Consider the following 24,290-nt stretch of genomic DNA (forward strand, 5'->3'; position numbering starts at 1 on the left):
GTATGGCACAGAGGCAGTGAGACAAAAGCCTCTGTTTACGGAGAGATGTGTTTATTTGTTAACCAGTTAACGCTTTATTTCAGTTTGTTACGGATGTTCTGGTAACCGGTTTTCAGATCCTCTCCCAGCTTGCGAGCAGTTTCCCTCGCCTCATTGCTGGCATTCTCGGCATCATGGAAAATCTGATCCAGCTTTGACCGGAACCGATCCCAATCCTGCTCCAGATCGTCCCATTCGTCTTTTACATCTTCCCTTGCAAGGTGCAACTGAACGCGCGCCTCGTCACGATATTGCTTGATCTTGTCGGACAGCTTGTTGAAATCGTCTTGCAGACTCATGGTATTTCTCCTTCCCTGATGAGTTGGGAGTTCTACAATGCGCCCGAACGTGAAAAAGTGTCAAGTCCCTGAGTGGGCCGGTGTTATCCCGCTTTGATTCAGATCAGCTGGCCCGCTTGCCGGCCAGAATAAGGGAGAGATCCCGGAGGTGATGCCAGGGGGAAAGATCATCGAAGCCCTTGGCAGCCCGATCAATCAGACTACAAAGGTTGATTGCCTGGTGTAACTGGGCCAGTGAAAGTCTTCGAGCCGCTTGCTGGACGGCGGACGAGCGCTTTGGCTGGAAAACGCCGCGCTTTTTCAGAAAGCCCGCGGGGTTTTCTCCACCGGGCAAGGCGGTCTTGAGCTCAACAATCAGATGAAGGTCACGAACGAGCACAGTGAGTAGTCCAAGAGGGTTTTCGCCCTCCTGCTCCAGCACCCCGATCATGCGGCAGGCGTGGACAGCTTTACCGGATAGCAGTTCAGTAACCAGTTCAAAGCCGTTGAACCTGGCGCTGTCCTGCACGGCCTGCTCTACGGTTTCTTCATCGATGGTTTTGCCGTTGGTGAGCAGTGTCAGGCGGTCCAGCTCCTGACTGGCGGCCAGCAGGTTGCCCTCCAGGCGCTCTGCAAGAATACCGAGTGCTCCACGGGTCAGGCTGAGGCCTTTTGCGGTGGCCCGTTGCTGCAACCATCCGGGAAACTTGTCTCCCTCGACCGGCCAGAGCGGAACGTGCACGCCGTGGCCCTGAAGTTCCTTGTACCATTTGCGTTTGGTTTCGGCGGCATCCAGTCTGGCGCTGATCAGCAGGAGAATGACGTCCTCTGGCGGGGATTGCAGTACCTGCTCCAGAACCCGGCGGCCATCCCCGAGTTTGCCGGTGGGCAGATGAATCTCAATGCGACGTTTTTCAGCGAACAGAGACAGGGCGTTGCATTCGTCAGCAACCGTATTCCAGTCGAACTGATTGTCTGCGTGAAAGGTGAGCCGGTCCAGATAGCCAGCTTCACGGGCGGCGGCGCGGATCTGGTCACAGCATTCCTGAACCAGCAGGGGTTCATCGCCGGAGATCAGGTAAACCGAAGCCAGGCCTTTCTTCAGAAGTTGCGGGAGTTGGCCGGGCTGGGTTTTCATGGTGATTCAGGCTCCTCACCATCGGCGGTGTGTTCCTGAACCAGGGCATCAATTCGTTGTCGGGACATAGGCGCCAGCCGGAAGATAACTTGTTGGGCAAGGCGATCGCCCAATTGTTGCCGCAATTCGTCTTCCTCGCGCTGTTTGGCGAGTACATTGGTCTCGTCGTAGCGGTAGGTTTCACTGGCGTTCAGGTCGGTGGTGGCAATCAGCGGGATCTGGTCCTTGGTCACCAGCTCCATGGCGACCGTGTGGCGCAGAATGTACTCAGCCGCCGCTGCCTGTGCGGTAATGGCTGAAGCCCGGCGGTCTTGGCGGTAGTCCGACAGGCGCAGCAGGTAGTCTGCATGGCCCGGATTCCGCAGCTCGATGCCACCGAGCTCCAGCTGCTCACGCAGAGACTGGCAGAACTGTCCGGGCAGGGAGGACGGGCAGTCAATAGCCAGGGGTTGCAGGGCAGCCGGAACGGGGGAGCTGCCCCGTAACTGAAAGCCACAGCCGGTCAGGGTGAGCAGCGAGGCAAGCAGTGCCAGAAGGCCCAGCTTTTTCAGTTCAGGGGCAGGGCAGGGCATCTTAGTTAGCCACCACGTTCACGAGTTTGCCAGGCACAACGATCACTTTTCGTACGGTCTTGCCGTCGGTGAAACGCATGACGTTTTCGTTCTCCAGGGCAAGCTTCTCCAGATCTGCCTTGCCAATATCCGCCGGTACGTTCTCCTTGGCCCGGACCTTGCCGTTCACCTGCAGAACCACCTCGATTTCGCTACGAACCATGGCGCTTTCGTCGGCAACCGGCCAGGAGGCGTCGACCACCGTGTCAGAGTGACCGAGGGCCTGCCACAGGTTGTGACAGATGTGCGGCACAATTGGGGAAAGCACCAGCACGGCGGTATCCAGGGCTTCCTGACGCACTGCGCGGGTTTGCGGCTCGTCATCGCTGAGCCTGCCCACTTCGTTGAGCAGTTCCATGACAGCCGCGATGGCGGTGTTGAAGGTCAGGCGGCGGCTGATGTCATCGCTGACTTTGGCGATGGTTTCATGGGTCTTGCGGCGCAGGTCTTTCTGAGCACCATTGAGGCTGGCAGGATCAACCGCCGGAGCTTCGCCACTGGCGGTATGCTCATTGACCATCCGCCAGAGGCGTTTGAGGAAGCGATGGGCGCCCTCAACGCCGCTGTCGGACCACTCCAGCGACTGCTCAGGTGGTGCCGCAAACATCATGAACAACCGCACAGTGTCGGCACCGTGCTGATCGATGATGGCCTGGGGATCGATGCCGTTGTTCTTGGATTTGGACATTTTGGTAACGCCACCGATTTCCACAGGCTCGCCGTCCGATTTCAGCACCGCTCGCACTACCTGGCCCTTGCCATCGCGCTCAACCGTCACATCGGCCGGGTTGTACCAGGTTTTACCGCCATTTGCTTCATTGCGGTAGTAGGTCTCGGCCAGAACCATGCCCTGGGTCAGCAGGCGCTTGAATGGCTCGGAACTGTTCACCAGACCAACGTCGCGCAGCAGCTTGTGGAAGAACCGGGCATACAGCAGGTGCAGAATCGCGTGCTCAATGCCGCCGATGTACTGGTCGACTGGAAGCCAGTAATTGGCGGCGGCCGGATCCAGCATGCCCTTGTCGTAGTTCGGGCTGCAGAAACGGGCGTAATACCAGGAGGACTCCATGAAGGTATCGAAGGTATCGGTTTCCAGGGTGGCTGGCTGGCCGTTGTATTCGGTCTTGCACCAGTCCGGGTCGGCCTTGATCGGCGACTGGACGCCGTCCATTTCAACGTCTTCGGGCAGACGAACCGGGAGCTGGTCATCCGGTACCGGCATCTCGGTGCCGTCTTCCAGCGTCATCATCGGGATGGGCGCCCCCCAGTAGCGCTGCCGGGACACACCCCAGTCACGCAGACGGTAGTTCACGGTACGTTTGCCGATGCCCTGGGCTTCAAGGTAATCCGCAATTTCCTCAAACGCCTCTTCGCTGGTCAGGCCGCTGTATTTGCCGGAGGACACCAGAACGCCTTTCTCGGTGAAGGCCTGCTCCTGGATATCGATATCGCGGCTGTCGTTCGGTGCAATCACCTGTTTGATGGGCAGCTTGTACTTGACGGCAAATTCGTGATCCCGTTCATCATGGCCGGGAACCGCCATCAGCGCACCAGTGCCGTAGTCCGTAAGTACAAAGTTGGCGACCCAGACCGGGATTTCTTCCTGGGTCAGCGGGTGAATGGCCTTGAAGCCGGTATCTATACCTTTCTTTTCCATGGTCGCCAGCTCGGCTTCGGCCACCTTGCTGTTACGGCACTGGTCGACAAACTCGGCCACATCGCGGTGGCGCTCGGCCGCCGCCTTGGCCAGAGGGTGCTCAGCGGCGACTGCCATGTAGCTGACGCCCATCAGCGTGTCCGGGCGGGTGGTGTAAACCGTCAGACCGCCTTCCTGCTCTTTCAGCGGGAAGGTCAGCTCGGTCCCTACCGATTTGCCGATCCAGTTGCGCTGCATGGTCTTGACCTGCTCGGGCCAGCCTTCCATGTCTTCCAGATCGTTCAGCAGTTCTTCCGCGTAGTCGGTAATGCGAATGAACCACTGCGGAATTTTTTTCTGTTCGACCAGCGCACCGGAGCGCCAGCCCCGACCGTCAACCACCTGCTCGTTGGCCAGTACGGTCTGGTCAACCGGGTCCCAGTTCACGGTGGACATCTTCTTGTACACCAGGCCCTTCTCGTAGAGGCGGGCGAAGAACCACTGTTCCCAGCGGTAGTATTCCGGGTCGCAGGTGGCCAGTTCGCGGCTCCAGTCGTAGCCAAACCCCAGCTGCTTGAGCTGGTTCTTCATGTAATCAATGTTGGAGCGAGTCCACTTGGCCGGTGCAGACTTGTTGGCAATCGCGGCATTTTCGGCAGGCAGTCCAAACGCGTCCCAGCCCATAGGCTGCATCACATTCTTGCCCTGCATGCGCTGGTAGCGGGAAATCACGTCGCCGATGGTGTAGTTGCGAACGTGGCCCATGTGTAGCTTGCCGCTGGGGTAGGGGAACATGGACAGACAGTAGTACTTGGGCTTGCCCGGCTCTTCCTTGACCTTGAAGGTCTCGTTGGTTTCCCAGAAAGTGCGGGCGGTCTGTTCTACTTCACGTGGGTTGTATTGTTCGTCCATTCCTGCCATTGCCAAAAGTACCCTGTGTGAAAAGGATGTTCGAGAAAAGGCCGAACATTCTAACGCACACGCGGCTTAACAGGTAGTCTGCCAATTCTGCGGGTTTGTGCCAGACTGAGAGTATGGTGAAAGGTGCAGATAAGGAGCCCAAATGAGCGAGCCAGAACGCAGTCACCTCTCCGGAAAAGCCCTTGAGGTCTACGACCGAATGCTTGAGCGGGTACAGACACGCCTGCATGAGCTACAGGAAACGTCGTTGCAGACGCTGGAGGAAGAAGTTCAGAAAGCGATAGAAGTGGAATACGAGGTCGAGGAAATGACCCGGGAAGAAGCGGATCTGCTCGGGGCGTATCTTCAGCGGGATCTGGAGCACCTGTTGCATTTCGTGGAGGAGACCGGGGAAGGCCTGGGAGAATGGCTGCAACTGGATATCGCGTTACTGGAACACACCCTGGCAGACCGGCTTCTCTCGGTGGCCGATCAGACCCTAGTTGATACTCTGGAATTGAAGCAGAAGCTGGAGAATCAGGACGTCAGTCACTACATCTCCGGTGAAGTGGCCACGGCGGGTATGTTCCGGTGCATGAACTGCAGCCACATGCTTTGTCTGACCAAGACCAGCCACCTGCATCCCTGCGAGGCCTGCGGCTCCCATTACTTTGAGCGGGTAACCAGCCGCTGGCCACCGAAAGAAAGCTGAAGCCATCGTCTCGAGCCTGCAAGCCATCTGAGCAGCAGGCTCAAGGCGCTCAGTTTTTCGGAATCACCCGTTCTCGGATGAACACAATCAGGATGATCGCCAGCGTCAGCACCGGCCAGGATCCTGTTTGCATGTAGGGTGTGCTCCCGGTTGCCGTAAATACCTCACCGGTCAGTACCGCGCGCTCGAACTGGGGGATGCGCTCGGTAATCTCGCCCTTGTGATTGATGATCGCAGTGACACCGTTGTTGGTGCCCCGCAGCATATAGCGGCCGGTTTCCAGGGCTCTCATGCGGGCAAGCTGCAGATGTTGCAGCGGACCGATGGAATCACCGAACCAGCCGTCGTTACTGATCGTCAGCAGCAGATCGGTGTTGCGGGCATTGAATGCCACGAAATCGGGGTAGGCCACTTCATAGCAGATGTAAGGGGTGATTTTCATGCCATTGGCGACCAGCGGCGCTTGCTGCTCTGGCCCAGGCGTGAAGCTACTCATGGGCAGGTCAAAGAAACCGATCAGCCCCCGCAGCAGACCCTGAAGTGGCACATATTCGCCAAAGGGCACTAGCTTCTGTTTGTGGTACATGCCCTCGCCATTGCCGATGGCCATAATGCTGTTGTGGAAGGTGTAGTCTTCAATCTGGCCGCTGTAGCCATACCAGGGGATGCCGGTGATCAGCGTGCTGTTTTCCCCTAACTGTTCCCGGATATGATCAATGACCTTGCCAGCCTGGTCCTGAGGAATGGGGATGGCTGTCTCTGGCCAGAGGATCAGGTCGGTTTGCCAGTGCGCATCGGTCATGCCGAGATAAGCCACAATCTGATCGCGCAGGAAATCAGGATCCCACTTGATCTGTTGCGGTATGTTGCCCTGCATCGCAGCAAAGCTGACGGGTTCTTCGCTGAGCTCGGTCCAGTCAGCTTTGTTCATGGCCGGGGCGATCAACCAGGGCAGCAGGGCTGCTACCAGAATGGCTCCAGCAGTGACCTTCCTGTCAAGTTTGAACAGCCACCAGGCGCCGTAAGTAGCCACTGCGGTAACGGTGATCCAGAAGGTAATGCCATGCACGCCAGTCAGCGGCGCCAGCCCGGCCAGGGGGCCGTCGGTATGGGCGGTGCCCAGATAAAGCCATGGGAAACCGGTCAGCAGCCAGCCGCGCAGCCAGTCACCCAGAATCCAGATGGCAGGGAACAGCAAGAGTCGGCGTGGTGCGCTGTCTTTGGCGAGTTTGCCCCAGAACCAGAACGCCAGCCCATGGAACAGGGCCAGCCCGGCAATAAACAGGACCATGAGTACAATGGCCAGAGGTACCGAGGTATTGCCGTGTTCGCTGATGCTGACGTAAATCCAGCTGGCACCGGAGGCGAAGAGACCAAGCCCGGCCAGCCAGCCGGAGCGGAACAGCTTGTCCGGCGCCTGGTGCACGGTGACCAGCAGGATCAGAAACACCGACAAGGGCCCCAGCCACCACAGATAGAATGGCGAGAAGGTCAGTGTTTGCAGAGCGCCGGCAATCACAAGGATTGCGGCGCCCAGCCATTTTCGGGTGGTGAACGGGAGTTTCAGTGGCGGGTGCTGTGGATCATGACTCACTGCGGGTTACCTGCAACAGACGGATGACTCGGTTATCGGCGTTGGCAATAGTAAACTGCAAGCCGCCGAATTCAACCGTTTCGCCCCGTCTGGGCAGGTGTCCAAATTCTTTCAGTACCAGGCCGCCAATGGTATCGAACTCTTCTTCGTCCATGTCTGTCTCGAAGAATTCGTTGAAATCATCGATGGGCGTCACGGCCTTCACCGCAAAGGTCCCGTCGCCCCGGGCCTTGATATGGGTCTCCTCATCGAAGTCATGTTCGTCTTCGATTTCACCGACGATCTGTTCCAGCACGTCTTCGATGGTGATAAGACCGGCGGTTCCGCCATACTCATCCACCACAATCGCCATGTGATTGCGATTTTCCTTGAACTCCTTGAGCAGCTGGTTCAAACGCTTGCTTTCGGGAACAAAGGTGGGCGGCCGCAGGATTTCGCGGATGCGGTTCCAGTTCAGATCGTTGTTGAGGGCAAGAGGAAGCAGGTCTTTCGCCAGCAGTACCCCGATGACGTCATCCTGGCTCTCGCCGATGACCGGAAAGCGGCTATGGGCGGAAGACATAATCTCGGGCAGGAACTCTTTGGGTTCCTGAGATGCCTTTACGGTGATCATCTGGGAGCGGGGGATCATGATCTCGTCCACTCGCATGTCGATCACCTGCATGGCGCCTTCAATGATGCTCATGGAATCAGCATCAATAATGCTCTGGGATTCAGCATCCCGCAGGATTTCCAGCACGTCCTCGACGGACTCAGGCTCGCTGGAAAAGGCCTGTGATATACGCTCCAGCCAGGACTTGTTGCCCTGACTGCGACTCGACTGATCGTCGCTCATGAGTCTGGTTCCGTTTCCTCTGCTTCGTAAGGGTTAGCAAATCCGAGCTGCGCCAGCAGCCGGATCTCGAGGGCTTCCATGACCTCGGCTTCATTATCTTCAATATGATCGTAGCCCTGGAGATGCAACATACCGTGCACCACCATATGGGCCCAGTGGGCGACAGCGTCTTTGCTCTGCTCCCGCGCTTCCTGTTCAACAACTGGCGCGCAAATCACGAGATCTCCGGCCAATGGCACCGTTATACCCGCTGGTGCTTCAAATGGGAAGGACAAAACATTGGTAGGCTTGTCCTTGCCCCGGTACTGGTCATTCAGCTCACGGCTCTCGTCGTTATCGACAATACGGATGGTTACTTCGGTTGGATTCTCATCCTGCCACGCCGCCTCTGCCCAGGCTTCAAACAACGCCTCGCTGGGTACGCCCGTGCCTTCAAACGCCATCTGAAGGTCCACAGTTACCTTGCTCATTGGCCTGTGGCACTCCCGTCGTTGAAAGAATCGTAGGCTTCAACAATGCGTTGAACCAGGGGGTGACGCACCACATCCTTGGCGTCGAAACGGGTAAAGCCAATACCCGGGACCTTGCTCAACACGCTGGCGGCATGAATCAGCCCGGAATTCTGTCCGCGGGGCAGGTCCACCTGGGTGGTATCGCCGGTAATGACCGCGGTAGAGCCAAAGCCTATCCGGGTCAGGAACATCTTCATCTGCTCCCGGGTGGTATTCTGGCTTTCGTCCAGAATAATAAACGAGTTGTTCAGGGTGCGGCCGCGCATGAATGCCAGGGGTGCAATCTCGATCACGCTTTTCTCGATCAGGCGGGTGACCTGATCGAATCCCAGCATTTCGTATAGTGCGTCGTAGAGCGGGCGCAGGTACGGGTCCACCTTCTGGGCCAGATCGCCAGGCAAAAAGCCCAGCTTCTCGCCGGCCTCCACCGCCGGCCGAACCAGCAGAATACGCTTCACCTGCTCGTCTTTCAGAGCCTCGACAGCACAAGCCACTGCCAACCACGTCTTACCGGTACCCGCGGGCCCGATGCCGAAGTTGATGTCGTGGGTGCGAATGTTATGCACATACTTCTGCTGATTCCGGCCACGGGGTTTGGCGGTCAGCTTCGGTGTCTTGATAACAGTGACCTGGCCTTCATCGTAAGGCACATCATCCGGCAGCCGTTCCAGGCCGGTTTCGCGGATGAACAGGTGCACGGTATCGGGCGGTATGTCATCACTGGCCTCGGTTTCCCGGTACAGATGCCGGATAACCTCAGTTGCCGCCGCTACGTTTTCAGTGCTGCCTTCCACCCGAAAGTGATGCCCGCGCCGGCCAACTCTCACTTGCAGGCGCTGCTCGATCATTTTCAGGTGTTCATCAAACTGTCCGCACAAGGTTGCCAGGCGGCGCTGGTCCACCGGGTGCAGGTCAAATTGTCTGGTATCGTGAGTGTTCAATCTTGCTCCGTTTCGTTGGACTCCCCTGGTTGGGAGTCAGCATTTCTATGGGTGGAGTATGGCCGATGCGTGGTTATGCTTCCACAGACACGCTACGAGCACATCCCTGTGCGCTTGTTTCGGGCCGTCCCTGGCCCTCAACAGTCTGTGGAAGCATAACCACGCACCGTCCTTTCTGACTATGTGCAGGCTCGAAAAGAAAAAACAAGCGAAGGAACATTTCAGCGGCGTCGGTTTTCTCTGCGCTCTGGAATAATTTGAGAGCCTGTCCAGGTATTACTGGCATGCTACTGTATGATATGCGGAGGCGGGCTGGATCAGCCTCCCAAAAATGTCGGAGGCCATGGATGGCCGGAGAGAAGCGCACATGGATGTGCTCGTAGCGGTTTTTGGGAGGCTGATCCAGCCCGCCTCCCAACGCCACACAAAGAGCACATGGGTGCCGAAGCCTAAAACAACTCGGAACTAACCGGCACACCACGAAGAGAGTTCGGGTAGGCCTCGACGATTTCTACGTCGATGAAATGACCAACCACCTCAGGATTCTCGTGGCGGAAATTCACAATACGGTTGTTCTCCGTACGCCCCGCATACTCGCCCGGATCCTTCTTGGACAAACCAGTCACCAGAATCCGCTGAGTAGAACCCACCATCTTCCGGCTGATATCCATCACATTCTGATTCAGGCGATCCTGAAGAATGCTCAACCGCTGCTTCTTCACCTCCATCGGCGTATCGTCCGGCAAGTCAGACGCCGGTGTACCCGGGCGGGCGCTGTAGATGAAGCTGAAGGACATGTCGAAGCCGATGTCGTTGATCAGCTTCATGGTGTCCTCGAAATCCTTGTCGGTTTCACCCGGGAAGCCGATGATGAAATCCGAAGAAAAGCTGATGTCCGGGCGGATCTTGCGCAGGCGGCGCAGCTTGGATTTGTACTCCAGCGCCGTGTGGCCCCGCTTCATCGCTGCGAGGATGCGGTCAGAGCCGCTCTGTACCGGCAGGTGCAGGTGGCTGACCAGTTCGGGAACCCGCTCGTAGACTTCGATCAGCGCATCGCTGAATTCCACCGGGTGAGAGGTGGTGTAGCGGATGCGATCAATGCCGTCGATGGTGGCGATGACTTCGATCAGTTCCGCCAGGTCCATTTGATCGCCGTCGTGGGTTTCGCCACGGTAAGCGTTCACGTTCTGGCCCAGCAGATTCACTTCCCGCACTCCCTGGGTAGCCAGATGAGCCACTTCGGCGATGACATCGTCTACAGGGCGGCTGACTTCCTCGCCGCGGGTGTAGGGCACCACGCAGAAGGTGCAGTATTTGCTGCAGCCTTCCATGATGGAGACAAACGCAGAGGGGCCGTCGGCGCCGGGCTCAGGCAAATTGTCGAATTTTTCGATCTCCGGGAAACTGACATCGACCACGCCAACGCCATTACCCTTGGTGCGTACCTCGGTGATCATGTCGGGCAGGCGATGCAGGGTTTGCGGGCCGAATACCATATCCACGTAGGGCGCCCGGTCGATGATGGCCTGGCCTTCCTGGCTGGCGACGCAGCCGCCGACGCCGATGATCAGGTCGGGTTTTTTGGTTTTGAGACTTTTCCAGCGGCCAAGCTGGTGAAACACTTTCTCCTGGGCTTTTTCGCGGATGGAGCAGGTGTTCAGCAGCAGGATGTCGGCGTCATCGGCGTTGTCGGTGACTTCGACCGCTTCGCCGGTTTTGAGCAGGTCTGCCATGCGGGCAGAGTCGTACTCGTTCATTTGGCAGCCGTGGGTTTTGATGTACAGCTTCTTGGCCATGGGTCTCACGTAGTTTGGTGTGTTGGCGCCGGGGTGGAGTGGGGCGCTGGCAAAAATGGACTGCGTATTATAACGGGGTGCTTAAACTTCAACCACCGTTGTCTCGGTATTCCTCATTTGGCTCTGTGCTATTATTCGCCGCTTATGTGCATGAAGGCTTTTGGGGTGGGCTTTCCAAAAACCGCTACGAGCACATCCATGTGCGCTTCTCTCAGGCCATCCATGGCCTTCGAAATTTTTGGAAAGCCCACCCCAAAACCCTTCCCAGACACCTGTACTGGATTCTACAAGCTTGAATGTTGGTTTGTGGGAGCCGGAAAATCATCGCTAGCCAATTTACTTATGACTCCCGAACGCCTCGCCCGAATCAAGCAAGTCCTCAACACCCGTCAACCCGACCTGCGGGTGCTGACGGATCAGGTGCACAAACCCAGAAACCTGTCGGCCATTATTCGGTCCTGCGATGCCTTCGGCCTGGCCAATATGCACGTGGTCTGGCCCAAGGAGGGTTTTCGGGCATTTCGTAAGACAGCCGGTGGCAGCTTTCATTGGGTAACAACGCATACCCATCCGACCATGGATAACGCGGTAACGGAGCTGAAGGCCCAGGGGCACAAGCTGTATGCGGCGCAATTGTCAGACCGGGCGGTGGATTTTCGGGAGGTGGATTACACCGTGCCGTGCACGATTATCATGGGTAACGAAGTGGACGGTGTGAACCCGGTGACCGCCGAGCAGGCGGATGAGCATATTGTGATTCCGATGATGGGAATGGTGGAATCGCTGAATGTGTCTTCAGCCTGCTCGATTATCCTTTCCGAAGCCCAGCGTCAGCGGAAGCTGGCGGGGATGTTTGACCAGCGACGGATGCCAGATGAAGAGTACAACCGTCTGCTGTTCTGTTGGTGCCAGCCAACAGTGAAGCGGTACTGTGATGATCGCAACCTGCCGTATCCGCCTATTGATCATGAAACCGGGGAGTTGATCGATGGCGTGGGCTGGATGCAGGAGGTCAGGAAGCTCAGGGCCAATCGCCCCCGGTGGGACGATCAACCGGAGAATGTGGCAGAGGACTGAGTTTTGATCAGTCCTCGCGGGCTTCCAGGTACCGTTGCAGTTGTTCTCGCAGCGCCTTGGGCAGGCGGGTGATGGTGAGGGCATCTTTGTCACGGTCGTAGTACACCGCCTGGTTCACCAGGTCCGAGGAAAAAGACACGCTCATACCTCCACCGGAGCCCGCAATACGCACCAGTTTCTTGACCTTGCGGTGGTCCGGGTGCAGTACGCCGGTTTCCGGTAGTTCGGCGTTCTGGCTGGCGAATTCCTTGAAGCGCTGGGGTTGGCTTTCGTCCAGGTAATTTGACAGAGCTTCGATTTCCACGGGCTCGCCCAGGGCGTGCTGGTCTTTGCAGAATTCGTAGGCCTTGGCGCGCACTTCGCCGGCTTTTTCCGGTTCGCTGGTTTTGGCGAACGCTTCCACTGCGTCCAGGAAGGTCATGGTTTCTTTTTCCACGTCCACGCTGTTGGTGAAGGCGCACAGGCGGATGAACAGTTCGCCGGGGTCGCCGGTGCCTCGACCGTGGATCAGGGTCATGTAGTTTTCGCTGCAGTTGGCATTGCGCCAGTCGTCCAGCTCAATCCGCACGGCCAGGTTCAGGCGCGACAAGCTGAGTACGTCGGTGGCGTCCAGTTTCTGGCTGCCGTCGAAGCGCATGGCGCTGTCGGTTTCCAGGATAAACAGGTACACCACTTCGGCATCGGCCAGGGCGTCGTGTACGATCATCAGGTGGCCGTCGAATTCTTCCTGGCTGCCGGTCAGCAGTTCCTGCCACTGGCCGAAAAGACGGTCAGTCATGGCCGCGAAGGTCTGTTTGTCTTCCAGGTAGTCTTTGAGCCAGGCGCTGAAGGGGCATTCGCCGATGTCGTCTGAGAAGCGGCCGTATTTCTTGCCGGGTTTGCTGTTGAACAGGCGCTTCATCTGCTTGTGCAGGGCTTCGTAGTCGCCGCCCGGTTCCTGCAGGGCCTCGCCCGCTACGAGGCGGGCAGGTTGGCCCGGCTGGTATTGGCTTGCGAAGGCGGTGCGCAGATGTTTGATGGCCATGGGTCAGCTCCTGTCAGATTCAGTCGGCTTGGCGGAGCGTGATTGTGCCACGGTTGGCAGAGAAAGAAACCCCGGTCCCGACGTCTTCGTTCGGGCCGGGCTTCTCAATGGGCGGGTATGGAAATCAGATTCGCTTGCTGCGAATCAGTTCCTGGACCAGTGTCGAGACGGCGCCGGGAATGTCAGCTTCGTTCTCTGCGTTGGCACTGGCGTTGGCAATGTCCGAACCCAGGTTCACGGCAATGGCTACCAGCCCGTGAGCGGTCAGCAACTGCGCTACCCGACGGCGTTCGTCTGCGTCGCCCGCATTTTCTTCGGACACCACGACGGCGGTCTTGCCCTGATCGAACAGAGCTCGCTCAACGGCCAGTGCCAGTTCCGGGCCATGTTTGCCGTTACAGGCGATGATGGCCGGTTTCTGGGCCAGGCGTCGTTCGCGTTCCTCGGCGGTGACCGGGTCCAGGGATTCCAGGCCATCGGCCAGGCCAGCGATCATGCCCGCCCCGATGGTTACGTTGGTCAGGCGGTCAATGACGATGAAGCTGCCGGTGGCGTGGTTACGCTGATAGGCGTCAAACGCGACCGGTTGGTTCAGGGTCAGTTCGCACAGGCCGATCTCGTTCAGGGCCAGTTGGCTGGGATTGGCTTGCTGATCCAGAGTGTTTACATCGGTCTGATGGTGGATTTTCTTCACGGTACCGGAAGTAAAGGTGGGGCCCAGCTTGATGTCATACAGCCGGCCGGTTTCCAGCGGTGCGTCGGTCATCCAGACAATGTTGGCGTTGAAGCGGTTGTGGACTTCCGGTTCGTCCTCCACTTTTACCAGCATGTCGCCACGGCTGATGTCGATCTCGTCTTCAAGTGTCAGGGTGACCGCCTGGTCGATGTAGGCTTCGTCCAGGTTGCCGTCGAAGGTCACGACTTCCTTTACTTTGCTGGTACGGCGTGAGGGCAGGGCCATCACTGCATCGCCAGGGCGAATCACGCCGGAGGCGATGGTGCCGCAGAAGCCGCGGAAATTCAGGTTCGGACGGGTCACGTACTGCACCGGGAAGCGGAAATGCTCCAGGTTCTTGTCACGGGACACCTCCACCGTTTCCAGAATTTCCATCAGCGGCTGGCCGGTAAACCAGGGGGTGTTCTCGCTCTTGTTGACGACGTTGTCTCCATCCAGCGCCGAGATGGGAACAAACCGGATGTCCTTGAGGCCCAGTCGTGAGGCGAAGGCCAGGTAGTCGTCGCGGATTTCATTGAAGCGCTCTTCGCTGAAATCCACCAGGTCCATTTTGTTCACGGCGACCACGATGTGCCGGATGCCCAGTAGCGAAGCAATGTAGGAATGCCGGCGGGTCTGGGTGAGTACGCCGTGGCGGGCATCAATCATCAGGATGGCCAGTTGCGCAGTGGATGCGCCGGTGGCCATGTTGCGGGTGTACTGCTCATGGCCCGGGGTGTCCGCGATGATGAACTTGCGCTTGTCGGTGGAGAAGTACCGATAGGCGACATCAATGGTGATGCCCTGTTCCCGCTCGGCCTGAAGGCCGTCCACCAGCAGTGCCAGGTCCAGTTTTTCGCCGGTGGTGCCCATTTTCGCGCTGTCAGTTTTCAGGCTGGCCATGTGATCTTCATAGATCATCTTGGTGTCATGCAACAGCCGGCCAATCAGCGTGCTCTTGCCGTCATCCACACTGCCGCAGGTGAGCAGGCGCAGGAGTTCCTTGTTCTCGTGTTGCTTCAGGTAAGCCTGAATATCTTCTGCAATCAGATCAGACTGGTGTGACATGTTAGAAATACCCTTCCCGCTTTTTCTGTTCCATGGAGCCCGCTGAGTCGTGGTCGATCACCCGGCCTTGTCGCTCTGAGCTGGTGGCCAGCAGCATTTCCTGAATGATGTCGGGCAGGGTGTTGGCCTCGGATTCAATGGCGCCGGTCAGCGGATAGCAGCCCAAGGTGCGGAAACGTACCGATTTCATCATCGGCTTTTCACCTTCTTTCAGGGGCATGCGGTCGTCGTCCACCATGATCAGGGTGCCATCGCGCTCTACCACGGGCCGCACGGCTGCGTAATAGAGCGGCACAATGTCGATGTTTTCAAGGTAGATGTATTGCCAGATGTCCAGCTCAGTCCAGTTGGAGAGCGGGAAGACCCGGATGCTTTCGCCCTTGTTGACTTTGCCGTTGTAAATATTCCAGAGCTCCGGGCGCTGGTTCTTCGGGTCCCAGCGGTGGTGTTCGTCACGGAAGGAATATACCCGCTCCTTGGCGCGTGATTTTTCTTCGTCCCGGCGGGCGCCCCCGAAGGCGGCGTCGAACTTGTACTTGTTCAGGGCCTGCTTCAGGGATTGGGTTTTCATGATGTCCGTGTGCTTGGCGCTGCCATGAGTAAAGGGGCCGACGCCTTGCTTTACGCCTTCTTCATTGATGTGCACGATCAGGTCTAGCCCGAACTTCTCCGCTACATTGTCCCGGAACGAGATCATGTCCCGGAACTTCCAGGTGGTATCCACGTGAAGCAACGGGAACGGTGGCTTGCCCGGGTAGAAGGCTTTCAGGGCAAGATGCAGCATCACGGCAGAATCTTTACCGATGGAGTAAAGCATGACCGGGTTGTCGAACTCGGCGGCCACTTCCCGAATGATGTGGATGCTTTCGGCTTCCAGCTGTTTGAGATGGGTGAGGTTATATGTGGTCATGTTCATCCGTTGCCATGGAGGGCGAAGTAATGGCTGTAATTTAGATGAACAACTATATCAGAGCAGCTTAGGGTATAAGAAGGAGTGCTGTAAGAATTTCAGGTTCTAATAATATAGCCTTCGCCGGTGTCTCGAGGCGGGTGTAAACGCCAGCGACGTCGCCACTAGCTTCCGTCAGTGAGCTTCGCTGGAGGGATTACGTGCGTCCGAAAGCAATTTGGCAACGTAACGATCGACATAGTCAAAGCCGTTACCTTCGAATTCACAGAACTGGATACCAATCTGGAACTCGTCTCGGGCAATGCGACGCATGTGTACGATGTTCCCATCGGCAAGCACCGTGACCGGCTGGTTTGCAATGACGGGCACCGAAAAACGGGTTTTGACTTCGATCCAGTGGCCGGGGGCCGGTGTTTTCAGGCCCGGAACCAGCTGTTTGACGGTGTCCTGATCACAGGAGAGCATCACGCCTGAGCGGGACAGGTTGGATACCTGGCAGGTAAGGCAGCAGCCATCCGGCTTTTCGATGGTGATGTCGGTTGAAACGTCCACCCGCTGCTGGTTTCGCAGATTGGGTTTGGCGGCAAGAGGTTTCATGTTCACTCTTCTGGCATGTGTGGTTTGAAAAGAAGTTGCCTTTCCCATAAACGCCTTCCAGAAAAACGCATAAACGATTGAAAGTTTAGCTGTTTAAAAAGTGAACAGCAAGAATCCTGTCGGTAATTGTGGCACTTTTACTACAAAATTCTGAACACGGTGTCACAGTTTTAGTCGGTAAGTTGATCTGCGTCAGCGGATTTGTGGTGGCGGAGTAGGTGGTGCTACTGCTGCAGTTCTTCCGGTCGTGAGGTAAAATTGCCCGCTACACTCATCGGGAGCATGGCTCCGGACATCCTGCAGGCTTTTATGACCGAGAAAACGCAAAACGCGCCCCAGAGCGGAAAAGTAGGCTTTATCAGCCTTGGTTGCCCGAAGGCGCTGGTAGATTCTGAACGTATCCTGACCCAGTTGCGCCTGGACGGCTACGATGTGGTGCCCACCTACGACGACGCCGATATTGTGGTGGTGAACACCTGTGGTTTTATAGATGCCGCCAAGCAGGAATCCCTGGACGCCATTGGTGAGGCAATCAGTGAGAATGGCAGGGTCATCGTCACCGGTTGCATGGGGGTTGAGGCCGACCGGATCCGTGAAACCCATCCGGGCGTGCTCGCAGTGTCCGGTCCTCATGCCTACGAGGAAGTGGTCGGCGCCGTCCACCAGTATGTGCCGCCGAAGAAAGAGCATGACCCGTTTGTGGACCTGGTGCCGCCTCAGGGCGTCAAACTGACACCACGACACTATGCCTACCTGAAGATCTCTGAAGGCTGTAATCACCGTTGTACCTTCTGCATTATTCCCTCAATGCGGGGAGACCTTGTCAGTCGCCCGATTGGCGAGGTGATGGACGAAGCCAAACGGTTGGTGGATGCCGGAGTGAAGGAGATTCTGGTGATTTCCCAGGATACCTCCGCCTATGGCGTCGACATCAAATACCGCACCGGTTTCTGGCAGGGTCGCCCGGTGAAAACCAAAATGCAGGCGTTGTGTGAAGCGCTGGGTGAGATGGGCGTGTGGGTACGTTTGCACTATGTCTATCCCTATCCCCATGTGGACGACATCATTCCGCTAATGGCCGAAGGCAAGATCCTGCCGTACCTGGACATCCCGTTCCAGCACGCCAGTCCGAGAGTACTTAAAGCCATGAAGCGCCCGGCCCATGACAGCAAGACCCTGGAGCGCATCAGGAAGTGGCGGGAAATCTGCCCGGAACTGACCATTCGTTCCACCTTCATCGTGGGTTTCCCGGGGGAAACCGAGGAAGATTTCCAGTACCTCCTGGACTGGCTGGACGAGGCTCAGCTGGATCGAGTCGGCGCCTTCACTTATAGCGCGGTGGAAGGGGCGCCGGCGAACGAGCTCAAAGGTGCGGTCCCCGAGGACGTGAAGGAAGATCGCCTGGCTCGCTTTATGGCCAAACAGGCAGAAATCTCGGCTGCCCGCCTTAAGGCAAAGATTGGCAAGACCATTGATGTGCTGATTGATGAAGTGGACGAGGAAGGTGCGATTGGCAGATCAAAAGCCGACGCGCCTGAGATTGACGGGATGGTCTACCTGAACGACGAAACCGACCTGGTTCCCGGTCAGATCGTTCAGGCCGTGGTTGAGCATGCCGACGAGCATGATCTCTGGGCGGTTCTGGTTTGACCTGATCAATGCGTCGGCGAAGCGGGGCAGCCAATCGGTTGCCCCGCTTGCGTTTGGGGTCAGGCGATTTCGATCAGCACTTCGCCTGGCGTGACCCGATCGCCTTTGGCGACATCCACACCTTTCACCGTGCCATCAACACTTGTATGTACCTCGGTTTCCATTTTCATGGCCTCGGTAATCAGCACCGCCTGGCCAGCTTTTACGGTGTCACCTTCCTTAACCAGCACGTCCACCACATTGCCCGGCATGGTCGTGGTGACGTGGCCGGGATCGGTGGCCTGTTTCCGACCGCTGCCGGCGCCGGCTTCGTATTCGTTCAGGGATTCAAACACCACTTCCTGGGGCATGCCGTCCAGAGACAGATAGAGCTTGCGCTTGCCCGGTCCTGAGCCGCCAACACCGGTAACGGCCACTTCGTAGCTTTCGCCGTGTACGTCAATGCGGAACTCGGTGGCGATGGCGGTGCCCAGGCGGTCCCGGCCCTTGTGCTCGGCCGGTAGCAACTCTTCGGGCTTCAGTGTGCCATCCTGCCGTTGTTGCAGATATTCCCGGCCAAGATCCGGAAACATGGCGTAAGTCAGCACGTCTTCCTCGCTGGTGGCCAGGCTGCCAATGTCTTCTCGCAGCTTGTTCAGTTCCGGGCTAAGCAGGTCGGCGGGGCGACCGTCATTGACGGTTTCGTTGCCGATAGCCTTTTTCTGGATTTCGGCGTTCACCTCGGCAGGTGGCTGGCCGTAACCTCCCTGAAGGTAGCGTTTCACTTCGTTGGTGATGGTCTTGTAGCGTTGACCAGCCAGCACGTTATAGACCGCCTGGGTCCCCACAATCTGGGAGGTGGGGGTGACCAGTGGCGGGTAGCCCAGATCCTTGCGCACACGGGGAATCTCGTCGAAGACCTCGCGTATGCGGTCCAGGGCGTTCTGCTCTTTGAGCTGGTTGGCCAGGTTGGACATCATGCCGCCCGGCACCTGATTGATCTGTACCGAAATGTCCTCGCGGGTAAATTCGCTTTCAAACTGGTGGTACTTCTTGCGCACTTCCCGGAAGTAGTCGGCAATCTCGCTTAACAACTCCAGATCCAGCCCGGTGTCATAGTCCGTGCCCTTCAGGGCGGCCACCTGGGATTCTGTTGCAGGATGGCTGGTGCCGTTGGCAAAGGCGGAAATGGCGGTGTCGATACGGTCTGCGCCGGCTTCCACCGCTTTCAGTTGGCACATGGCGGCCAGGCCGGCGGTGGCGTGGCTATGGATGACCAGAGGCAGATCCACGGACGATTTAATGGCTTTGGTCAACTCGTAGGTGGCGTAAGGAGTTAGCAGCCCGGCCATGTCCTTGATGGCAATGGAGTCGGCGCCCATGGCCTTGAGTTCCTGGGCCTGCTTCACGAAAAGCTCGGGTGTATGCACCGGGCTGGTGGTATAGCAAATGGTACCCTGAGCGTGCTTGCCCGCCTTCTTCACCGCTTTCATGGCGGTTTCCAGATTGCGCAGATCGTTCAGGGCATCAAAGATGCGGAACACATCAATGCCGTTGTCGGCGGCTTTTTGCACGAAGGCTTCCACCACATCGTCAGCGTAGTGACGGTAACCCAGCAGGTTCTGCCCCCGCAGCAGCATTTGCAGGCGGGTGTTGGGCAGCGCCTTGCGCAACTGGCGCAGGCGTTCCCAGGGGTCCTCTTTCAGAAAGCGCACGCAGGCGTCGAAAGTGGCGCCGCCCCAGACCTCCAGGGACCAGTAACCCACCTGGCCCAACTTGTCACAGATCGGCAGCATGTCTTCGGTGCGCATGCGGGTCGCAATCAGGGACTGGTGGGCATCACGAAGGATAAGATCGGTAACTTCAATTTTTTTGGCGTTGCTCATATTCAATCCTCCTGTGGATTACCAGCCGGCGTGGGCCGCGATCGTGGCTGCGATGGCCAGCGCAATTTCGCTGGGGTGGCGTTTGGTGGAATAGTTCAACAGCTCCGGATGGCTGGGCACGAAACTGGTGTCAAACACGCCAGCCTGGAAATCCGGATGATCCAGTATTTGCTGGTAATAGTTGGCGGTTGTGGTGATGCCATGCAGGCGCATGTCATCCAGAGCCCGCTTGCCGCGCGCGATAACTTCATCCCAGGTCAGTGCCCAGACCACCAGTTTCAGGCACATGGAGTCGTAGTAGGGCGGAATCTCGTAGCCCGTGTAGATGGCGGTGTCCACTCGAACACCTGGGCCACCGGGGGCGTAGTAGTGGGTAATGCGCCCGAAACTGGGCAAGAAGTCGTTTTTGGGATCTTCGGCGTTGATGCGGAACTGCAGCGCATAGCCCCGGTACGAAATATCCTCCTGCCGGTAGCTGAGGGATTCCCCCGCGGCGACCCGCAACTGTTCCCGGACAATATCCACCCCGGTAATGGCTTCGGTGATGGTGTGCTCCACCTGCACCCGGGTGTTCATCTCCATGAAGTACACCTCGTTGCCCGAGAGTAGAAACTCCACCGTGCCGGCATTCTCGTAGCCCACTGCTTTTGCGGCCTTGACGGCGAGGCTGCCGATGTACTGGCGCTGTTCCGGTGTCAGTTGCGGGCTGGGGGCGATCTCAATCAGTTTCTGGTTACGACGCTGAATGGAACAATCGCGCTCATACAGGTGAATGGCGTTGCCCCGGCTATCCGCTAGAATCTGCACCTCGATATGGCGCGGATTGACGATGCATTTTTCCATGAACACCTCGGCCGAGCCGAAAGCCTTGGTGGCCTCCGAAATCACCCGTGGGTACTGGGTTCTAAGCTCCTCCGGTGTATCGCAACGGCGAATCCCCCGGCCGCCACCGCCGGAGGTGGCCTTCAGCATCACCGGATAGCCAATCTCATTAGCCAGCTTCAGGGCCTCATCCAGATCGGCCAGATTGCCCTCGGAGCCGGGAGTAATGGGCACGCCGGCCGCCCGCATGCTGTCGCGGGCCTGGGTCTTGTCACCCATCTTGTGAATAACGTCGGATTTCGGGCCAATAAAGGTCAGACCCTTTTCTTCGCACAGCTGAGCGAAGCGGGCGTTCTCCGACAGGAAGCCATAACCAGGATGGATGGCATCGCAGCCCACCTCCAGGGCGAGATTGACGATGCGGGCGGGATCCAGGTAGCCGGCAATCGGATCCTCGCCCAGGGAGTAGGCTTCATCAGCGCGCTTGACGTGCAAGCCGTAGCGATCGGGCTCGGTGTAGATCGCCACAGCCCGGATCCCGGCCTCGGCGCAGGCCCGCACGATACGCACCGCAATTTCGCCTCGGTTGGCGATCAGTACTTTCTTCAACATGGGCGATTCCTCGTTTCGTCGTCCCGAATGAAGGTGTTAAAAGCCTAACGATGGCAACTGATGAGTTAAAATTGATATTATTTGGGTTATATATAAGTAATGACTTATGAATAGGTGAGGCGGGAGAACTTGTGCCATTAAGTGTCCAGAAACTGGCTAGCCGCCTTACATTTCGGCAGCTGCAGGTGTTCAAGGCCGTTTACGATCTGAAAAGCTACAGCAAGGCCGGTGCTCTGCTTGGACTGACCCAGCCCGCCGTATCCAGCCAGATGCGTCATCTGGAGCAGGCAGTTGGGATGCCTATGTTTGAGTACGTGGGCAGGAAGTTGTATTGCACCGCCGCTGGCGAGGAGATGGCAGCTTGCGTAGGCTCGGTGTTTCGCGAGCTGACGGACATGCAGAACCGGATGGCGGCGCTGGAAGGTCGCGTGGCGGGGGATCTCAAGCTGGTGGCGGTCAATACCGCGCAGTATGTGGTGCCTTATCTTTTGCGGTCGTTTCTGCAGATTAACCCGCAAGTGAATGTTTCGGTCGCAGTGGTCAACCGGGCGGCTGCCCTGGAACGGCTGAGCGATAACAGCGGCGATCTGGTCATTATGGGGATGGTTCCTCCAGACCGGCCGCTGACCTCGTTTCCCTTTCTGGATAACGAGTTGATTCCGATTGTTCCTGATGGCCACCCACTGCTAAATCTGCAGTCTATCAGTGCCGGGGAGTTTCTGAAGAACCAGCTTCTGACCCGTGAGCCCGGTTCCGGCAGTCGTCTGGCGCTGGAGGTTTATTGCCAGCAGCACCGTTTGAAAATGGAATCCACCATGGAACTGGGTTCGAACGATGCGGTAAAACACGCGGTATTGGCGGGGCTCGGAGTGGCGGTGGTGCCGAAGCTCAGTGTCGTTTCAGAGCTGGCGCTGGGCTCGCTTCATGCCCTCAACATAACCGGGTTCCCCTTGCGCCGTAGCTGGTGTGTGGTCTACCCTCAGGCCCGGCATCCGACGCCGGCCATGCAGGCCTTTATTGATTACATCCAGCAAAATATTGCGCAGTTTGAACGGGTGTTTCGGCGGCTGGCTTCTTAATGTTGGTGTTCTCCTTCGCCCAGCCTTCTGAGTCTGGAGTTAGCCACAGCGGGAGACGCCTCCCAAAAAACGCTCCTTCGGCACATCCGTGTGACGCTTCTGTTCCGCCATCCCTGGCTCCACAAATTTTTGGGAGGCGTCTCCCGCTGTGGCTCATCAACGTCTCGCAAGCCTTCGTACTGACTTGATGTTGCGAGGCCCTTTGAGCATTGTTTTTCCGAGCGTGCTGCAAACACGTTTGATCGGCAGGGTTTGGGCTTCCTTCCCAAAAATTTCGGAGGCCATGGATGGCCGGAGAGAAGCGCACATGGAAGTGCTTGTAGCGGTTTTTGGGAAGGAAGCCCAAATCCTGCCTGCACCAAAATCGGCAGGCTAGGGCCCAGATAGAGGGCCCCAACCTGGTTAGAGGTCTAGCCATCCAGCTTGCGAACGAGAATCTCATTGAACAGCTTGGGATTGCCCTGGCCCTTGGAAGCCTTCATCAAAGGCCCCATAAAGCCGCCAAGCATCTTCTTGCGCTTCTTCGGATCTTCTTCGTTCTGGTATTGAGCCACCTGATCCGGCATGCCGGCCAGCACCTCATCCACCATGGATTCCAGGGCGCCGGTATCCGACACCTGCTTCAGGCCCTTGGCTTCGATAATGGCATCGACATCGTTGTTTTCGCCCGTCCATAGCGCGTCGAACACCTTCTTGGCACCGGCGGAGGACAGTGTGTTATCGGCGATGCGGGTCACCATGGCGCCCAGTTGTGCGCCGGTAATCGGCGCCTCGGCGACGGACTTCTCCTCCGCATTCAGGCGAGCGGAGAACTCGCCCTGAATCCAGTTGGCGGCCAGCTTGGCATCTTTGCCGTGTTCCACGGTTTCTTCGAAGAATGCAGCCAGTTTGGCGTCGGCAGACAGGATGCCGGCGTCATAGTCGTTCAGGCCGTATTGCTCCTTGAAACGCGCCCTGCGAGCGTCCGGCAGTTCCGGCAGGCGGCTGCGGGCGTCTTCGATGAAGGCATCGTCGATTTCCACCGGCAGCAGGTCCGGGCAGGGGAAGTAGCGATAGTTGTTGGCTTCTTCCTTGGTGCGCATCGAGCGGGACTCGTCCCGGTCACCGTTGTACAGGCGGGTTTCCTGCACAATCACGCCGCCGTCTTCCAGGATATCCATCTGCCGCTCCACCTCGTGGGCGATGGCCTGTTCCATGAACCGGAACGAGTTCAGGTTCTTGGTCTCGGTGCGGGTGCCCAGGGTGTCAGAGCCTTTTGGCTTCAGAGAGATGTTGACGTCAAAGCGCATGGAGCCCTGGGACATATCGCCGTCGCAGATGCCCAGTGAAGTGACGATGCTGTGCAGCTTTTTGGCAAAAGCCACGGCTTCCTCGGCGCTGGTCATATCCGGCTCGGTCACCACCTCGATCAGCGGGGTGCCGGCGCGGTTCAGGTCGATGCCGGTCATGCCATGATAATCCTCGTGCAGGGATTTACCGGCGTCCTCTTCCAGGTGGGCGTGGTGAATGCGCACGCGCTTGGTGCTGCCATCGGCCAGGTCGATGTCGACGTAGCCGGGGCCAACGATGGGCTGGGCCAGCTGGGTGGTCTGGTAGCCCTTGGGCAGGTCCGGGTAGAAGTAGTTCTTGCGCTCGAACACCGAGCGACGGCCGATTTCTGCGTTGGTGGCCAGGCCGAACATTACCGCGTAGCGGAACGCCTGTTCGTTGGGTACCGGCAGGGTGCCGGGCATCGCCAGGTCAACCGCGTTGGCCTGGGTGTTGGGCTCGGCACCGTAAGCGGTGCTGGAGCCGGAGAAAATCTTGGTCTGGGTGGCGAGCTGAACGTGAATTTCCAGCCCGATCACGATATCCCACTGCATGTGTTCGTCTCCTAATC

20 protein-coding genes are annotated in these 24,290 nt (G+C 57.8%); 4 read left to right on the plus strand and 16 right to left on the minus strand.

What is annotated here, in order from left to right; all coding sequences use genetic code 11:
* Nucleotides 1-74 precede the first annotated feature (74 nt).
* The 4 genes from ACAM27_RS08020 to leuS all read right to left on the minus strand — a co-directional run bounded on the left by ACAM27_RS08020 (nt 75) and on the right by leuS (nt 4,614).
* Nucleotides 75-338 carry a hypothetical protein gene (locus tag ACAM27_RS08020; RefSeq protein ID WP_014422133.1) on the minus strand — a complete coding sequence of 88 codons (264 nt, stop codon included), beginning with the start codon at nt 336-338 and terminating at the stop codon, nt 75-77.
* A gap of 103 nt (nt 339-441) precedes the next feature.
* Nucleotides 442-1,455, minus strand: coding sequence for a DNA polymerase III subunit delta (holA, locus tag ACAM27_RS08025; RefSeq protein ID WP_014422132.1), 1,014 nt, complete (start codon nt 1,453-1,455; stop codon nt 442-444).
* On the minus strand, nt 1,452-2,027 hold the full coding sequence (lptE, locus tag ACAM27_RS08030) for an LPS assembly lipoprotein LptE (RefSeq protein ID WP_369612806.1): 576 nt from the start codon (nt 2,025-2,027) through the stop codon (nt 1,452-1,454). The genes holA and lptE overlap by 4 nt, the downstream gene beginning before the upstream one ends.
* Before the next feature lies 1 nt (nt 2,028).
* Entirely contained in the window at nt 2,029-4,614 is a 2,586-nt protein-coding gene (gene leuS / locus ACAM27_RS08035; protein WP_369612869.1) for a leucine--tRNA ligase, read from the minus strand.
* Between the two features lie 151 nt (nt 4,615-4,765).
* Here leuS and ACAM27_RS08040 point away from each other — a divergent pair, with 151 nt between their 5' ends.
* Nucleotides 4,766-5,314 carry a zinc ribbon-containing protein gene (locus tag ACAM27_RS08040; RefSeq protein ID WP_022991399.1) on the plus strand — a complete coding sequence of 183 codons (549 nt, stop codon included), beginning with the start codon at nt 4,766-4,768 and terminating at the stop codon, nt 5,312-5,314.
* A 49-nt stretch (nt 5,315-5,363) separates the two neighbouring features.
* Here ACAM27_RS08040 and lnt read toward each other — a convergent pair whose 3' ends face one another.
* The 5 genes from lnt to miaB all read right to left on the minus strand — a co-directional run bounded on the left by lnt (nt 5,364) and on the right by miaB (nt 10,992).
* The gene (lnt, locus tag ACAM27_RS08045; RefSeq protein WP_369612807.1) at nt 5,364-6,908 is read right to left on the minus strand and encodes an apolipoprotein N-acyltransferase; all 1,545 of its coding nucleotides are present in this window, start codon (nt 6,906-6,908) and stop codon (nt 5,364-5,366) included.
* Nucleotides 6,898-7,743: an HlyC/CorC family transporter gene (locus ACAM27_RS08050; protein ID WP_369612808.1), complete on the minus strand. Its 846-nt coding sequence runs from the start codon at nt 7,741-7,743 to the stop codon at nt 6,898-6,900. Before ACAM27_RS08050 ends, lnt begins: the two co-directional genes overlap by 11 nt.
* On the minus strand, nt 7,740-8,213 hold the full coding sequence (ybeY, locus tag ACAM27_RS08055) for an rRNA maturation RNase YbeY (RefSeq protein WP_369612809.1): 474 nt from the start codon (nt 8,211-8,213) through the stop codon (nt 7,740-7,742). Before ybeY ends, ACAM27_RS08050 begins: the two co-directional genes overlap by 4 nt.
* The gene (locus tag ACAM27_RS08060; protein ID WP_023011116.1) at nt 8,210-9,196 is read right to left on the minus strand and encodes a PhoH family protein; all 987 of its coding nucleotides are present in this window, start codon (nt 9,194-9,196) and stop codon (nt 8,210-8,212) included. The genes ybeY and ACAM27_RS08060 overlap by 4 nt, the downstream gene beginning before the upstream one ends.
* Nucleotides 9,197-9,645: 449 nt before the next feature.
* Entirely contained in the window at nt 9,646-10,992 is a 1,347-nt protein-coding gene (miaB, locus tag ACAM27_RS08065; protein ID WP_014422125.1) for a tRNA (N6-isopentenyl adenosine(37)-C2)-methylthiotransferase MiaB, read from the minus strand.
* 342 nt (nt 10,993-11,334) lie between these two features.
* On the opposite strand from miaB, the gene trmH reads away from it, so the two are divergent.
* Nucleotides 11,335-12,069 carry a tRNA (guanosine(18)-2'-O)-methyltransferase TrmH gene (gene trmH, locus ACAM27_RS08070; RefSeq protein WP_014422124.1) on the plus strand — a complete coding sequence of 245 codons (735 nt, stop codon included), beginning with the start codon at nt 11,335-11,337 and terminating at the stop codon, nt 12,067-12,069.
* A 7-nt stretch (nt 12,070-12,076) separates the two neighbouring features.
* Here trmH and ACAM27_RS08075 read toward each other — a convergent pair whose 3' ends face one another.
* From ACAM27_RS08075 to ACAM27_RS08090, 4 genes are all read right to left on the minus strand, one after another.
* Nucleotides 12,077-13,093, minus strand: a complete 1,017-nt coding sequence (locus ACAM27_RS08075) for a nucleoid-associated protein (protein ID WP_369612810.1) — start codon at nt 13,091-13,093, stop codon at nt 12,077-12,079.
* 124 nt (nt 13,094-13,217) lie between these two features.
* Entirely contained in the window at nt 13,218-14,876 is a 1,659-nt protein-coding gene (cysN, locus tag ACAM27_RS08080) for a sulfate adenylyltransferase subunit CysN (protein ID WP_014422123.1), read from the minus strand.
* Between the two features lies 1 nt (nt 14,877).
* On the minus strand, nt 14,878-15,792 hold the full coding sequence (cysD, locus tag ACAM27_RS08085) for a sulfate adenylyltransferase subunit CysD (protein ID WP_014422122.1): 915 nt from the start codon (nt 15,790-15,792) through the stop codon (nt 14,878-14,880).
* Nucleotides 15,793-15,960: 168 nt separating this feature from the next.
* Nucleotides 15,961-16,383, minus strand: coding sequence for a PilZ domain-containing protein (locus ACAM27_RS08090; RefSeq protein ID WP_014422121.1), 423 nt, complete (start codon nt 16,381-16,383; stop codon nt 15,961-15,963).
* A gap of 309 nt (nt 16,384-16,692) precedes the next feature.
* On the opposite strand from ACAM27_RS08090, the gene rimO reads away from it, so the two are divergent.
* Nucleotides 16,693-18,033 (plus strand): 30S ribosomal protein S12 methylthiotransferase RimO, encoded by a 1,341-nt coding sequence (rimO, locus tag ACAM27_RS08095; protein ID WP_369612811.1) that lies wholly within the window; start codon nt 16,693-16,695, stop codon nt 18,031-18,033.
* Between the two features lie 59 nt (nt 18,034-18,092).
* Here rimO and oadA read toward each other — a convergent pair whose 3' ends face one another.
* Both oadA and ACAM27_RS08105 read right to left on the minus strand, forming a co-directional pair.
* Complete coding sequence (gene oadA, locus ACAM27_RS08100; RefSeq protein WP_369612812.1) at nt 18,093-19,898, minus strand: sodium-extruding oxaloacetate decarboxylase subunit alpha; 1,806 nt, start codon at nt 19,896-19,898, stop codon at nt 18,093-18,095.
* A gap of 18 nt (nt 19,899-19,916) precedes the next feature.
* Nucleotides 19,917-21,332: an acetyl-CoA carboxylase biotin carboxylase subunit gene (locus ACAM27_RS08105; protein ID WP_369612813.1), complete on the minus strand. Its 1,416-nt coding sequence runs from the start codon at nt 21,330-21,332 to the stop codon at nt 19,917-19,919.
* A 131-nt stretch (nt 21,333-21,463) separates the two neighbouring features.
* Between ACAM27_RS08105 and ACAM27_RS08110 the strand changes: the two genes are divergently transcribed.
* Nucleotides 21,464-22,411 (plus strand): LysR family transcriptional regulator, encoded by a 948-nt coding sequence (locus ACAM27_RS08110; RefSeq protein ID WP_369612814.1) that lies wholly within the window; start codon nt 21,464-21,466, stop codon nt 22,409-22,411.
* 410 nt (nt 22,412-22,821) lie between these two features.
* Here the strand turns inward: ACAM27_RS08110 and gatB are convergent, their stop codons facing one another.
* On the minus strand, nt 22,822-24,273 hold the full coding sequence (gatB, locus tag ACAM27_RS08115) for an Asp-tRNA(Asn)/Glu-tRNA(Gln) amidotransferase subunit GatB (RefSeq protein ID WP_369612815.1): 1,452 nt from the start codon (nt 24,271-24,273) through the stop codon (nt 22,822-22,824).
* Nucleotides 24,274-24,290: the final 17 nt, after the last annotated feature.

This window comes from Marinobacter sp. RI1 (assembly GCF_041155085.1).
GTDB lineage: Bacteria > Pseudomonadota > Gammaproteobacteria > Pseudomonadales > Oleiphilaceae > Marinobacter > Marinobacter nauticus.

Bases quoted from the DNA above. Each gene is read 5' to 3' on its own strand.
- ACAM27_RS08020 (WP_014422133.1), bottom strand. From the start codon at position 338: ATGAGTCTGCAAGACGATTTCAACAAGCTGTCCGACAAGATCAAGCAA.
- holA (WP_014422132.1), bottom strand. From the start codon at position 1,455: ATGAAAACCCAGCCCGGCCAACTCCCGCAACTTCTGAAGAAAGGCCTG.
- lptE (WP_369612806.1), bottom strand. From the start codon at position 2,027: ATGCCCTGCCCTGCCCCTGAACTGAAAAAGCTGGGCCTTCTGGCACTG.
- leuS (WP_369612869.1), bottom strand. From the start codon at position 4,614: ATGGACGAACAATACAACCCACGTGAAGTAGAACAGACCGCCCGCACT.
- ACAM27_RS08040 (WP_022991399.1), top strand. From the start codon at position 4,766: ATGAGCGAGCCAGAACGCAGTCACCTCTCCGGAAAAGCCCTTGAGGTC.
- ACAM27_RS08050 (WP_369612808.1), bottom strand. From the start codon at position 7,743: ATGAGCGACGATCAGTCGAGTCGCAGTCAGGGCAACAAGTCCTGGCTG.
- ybeY (WP_369612809.1), bottom strand. From the start codon at position 8,213: ATGAGCAAGGTAACTGTGGACCTTCAGATGGCGTTTGAAGGCACGGGC.
- miaB (WP_014422125.1), bottom strand. From the start codon at position 10,992: ATGGCCAAGAAGCTGTACATCAAAACCCACGGCTGCCAAATGAACGAG.
- trmH (WP_014422124.1), top strand. From the start codon at position 11,335: ATGACTCCCGAACGCCTCGCCCGAATCAAGCAAGTCCTCAACACCCGT.
- ACAM27_RS08075 (WP_369612810.1), bottom strand. From the start codon at position 13,093: ATGGCCATCAAACATCTGCGCACCGCCTTCGCAAGCCAATACCAGCCG.
- cysN (WP_014422123.1), bottom strand. From the start codon at position 14,876: ATGTCACACCAGTCTGATCTGATTGCAGAAGATATTCAGGCTTACCTG.
- cysD (WP_014422122.1), bottom strand. From the start codon at position 15,792: ATGAACATGACCACATATAACCTCACCCATCTCAAACAGCTGGAAGCC.
- ACAM27_RS08090 (WP_014422121.1), bottom strand. From the start codon at position 16,383: ATGAAACCTCTTGCCGCCAAACCCAATCTGCGAAACCAGCAGCGGGTG.
- rimO (WP_369612811.1), top strand. From the start codon at position 16,693: ATGACCGAGAAAACGCAAAACGCGCCCCAGAGCGGAAAAGTAGGCTTT.
- oadA (WP_369612812.1), bottom strand. From the start codon at position 19,898: ATGAGCAACGCCAAAAAAATTGAAGTTACCGATCTTATCCTTCGTGAT.
- ACAM27_RS08105 (WP_369612813.1), bottom strand. From the start codon at position 21,332: ATGTTGAAGAAAGTACTGATCGCCAACCGAGGCGAAATTGCGGTGCGT.
- gatB (WP_369612815.1), bottom strand. From the start codon at position 24,273: ATGCAGTGGGATATCGTGATCGGGCTGGAAATTCACGTTCAGCTCGCC.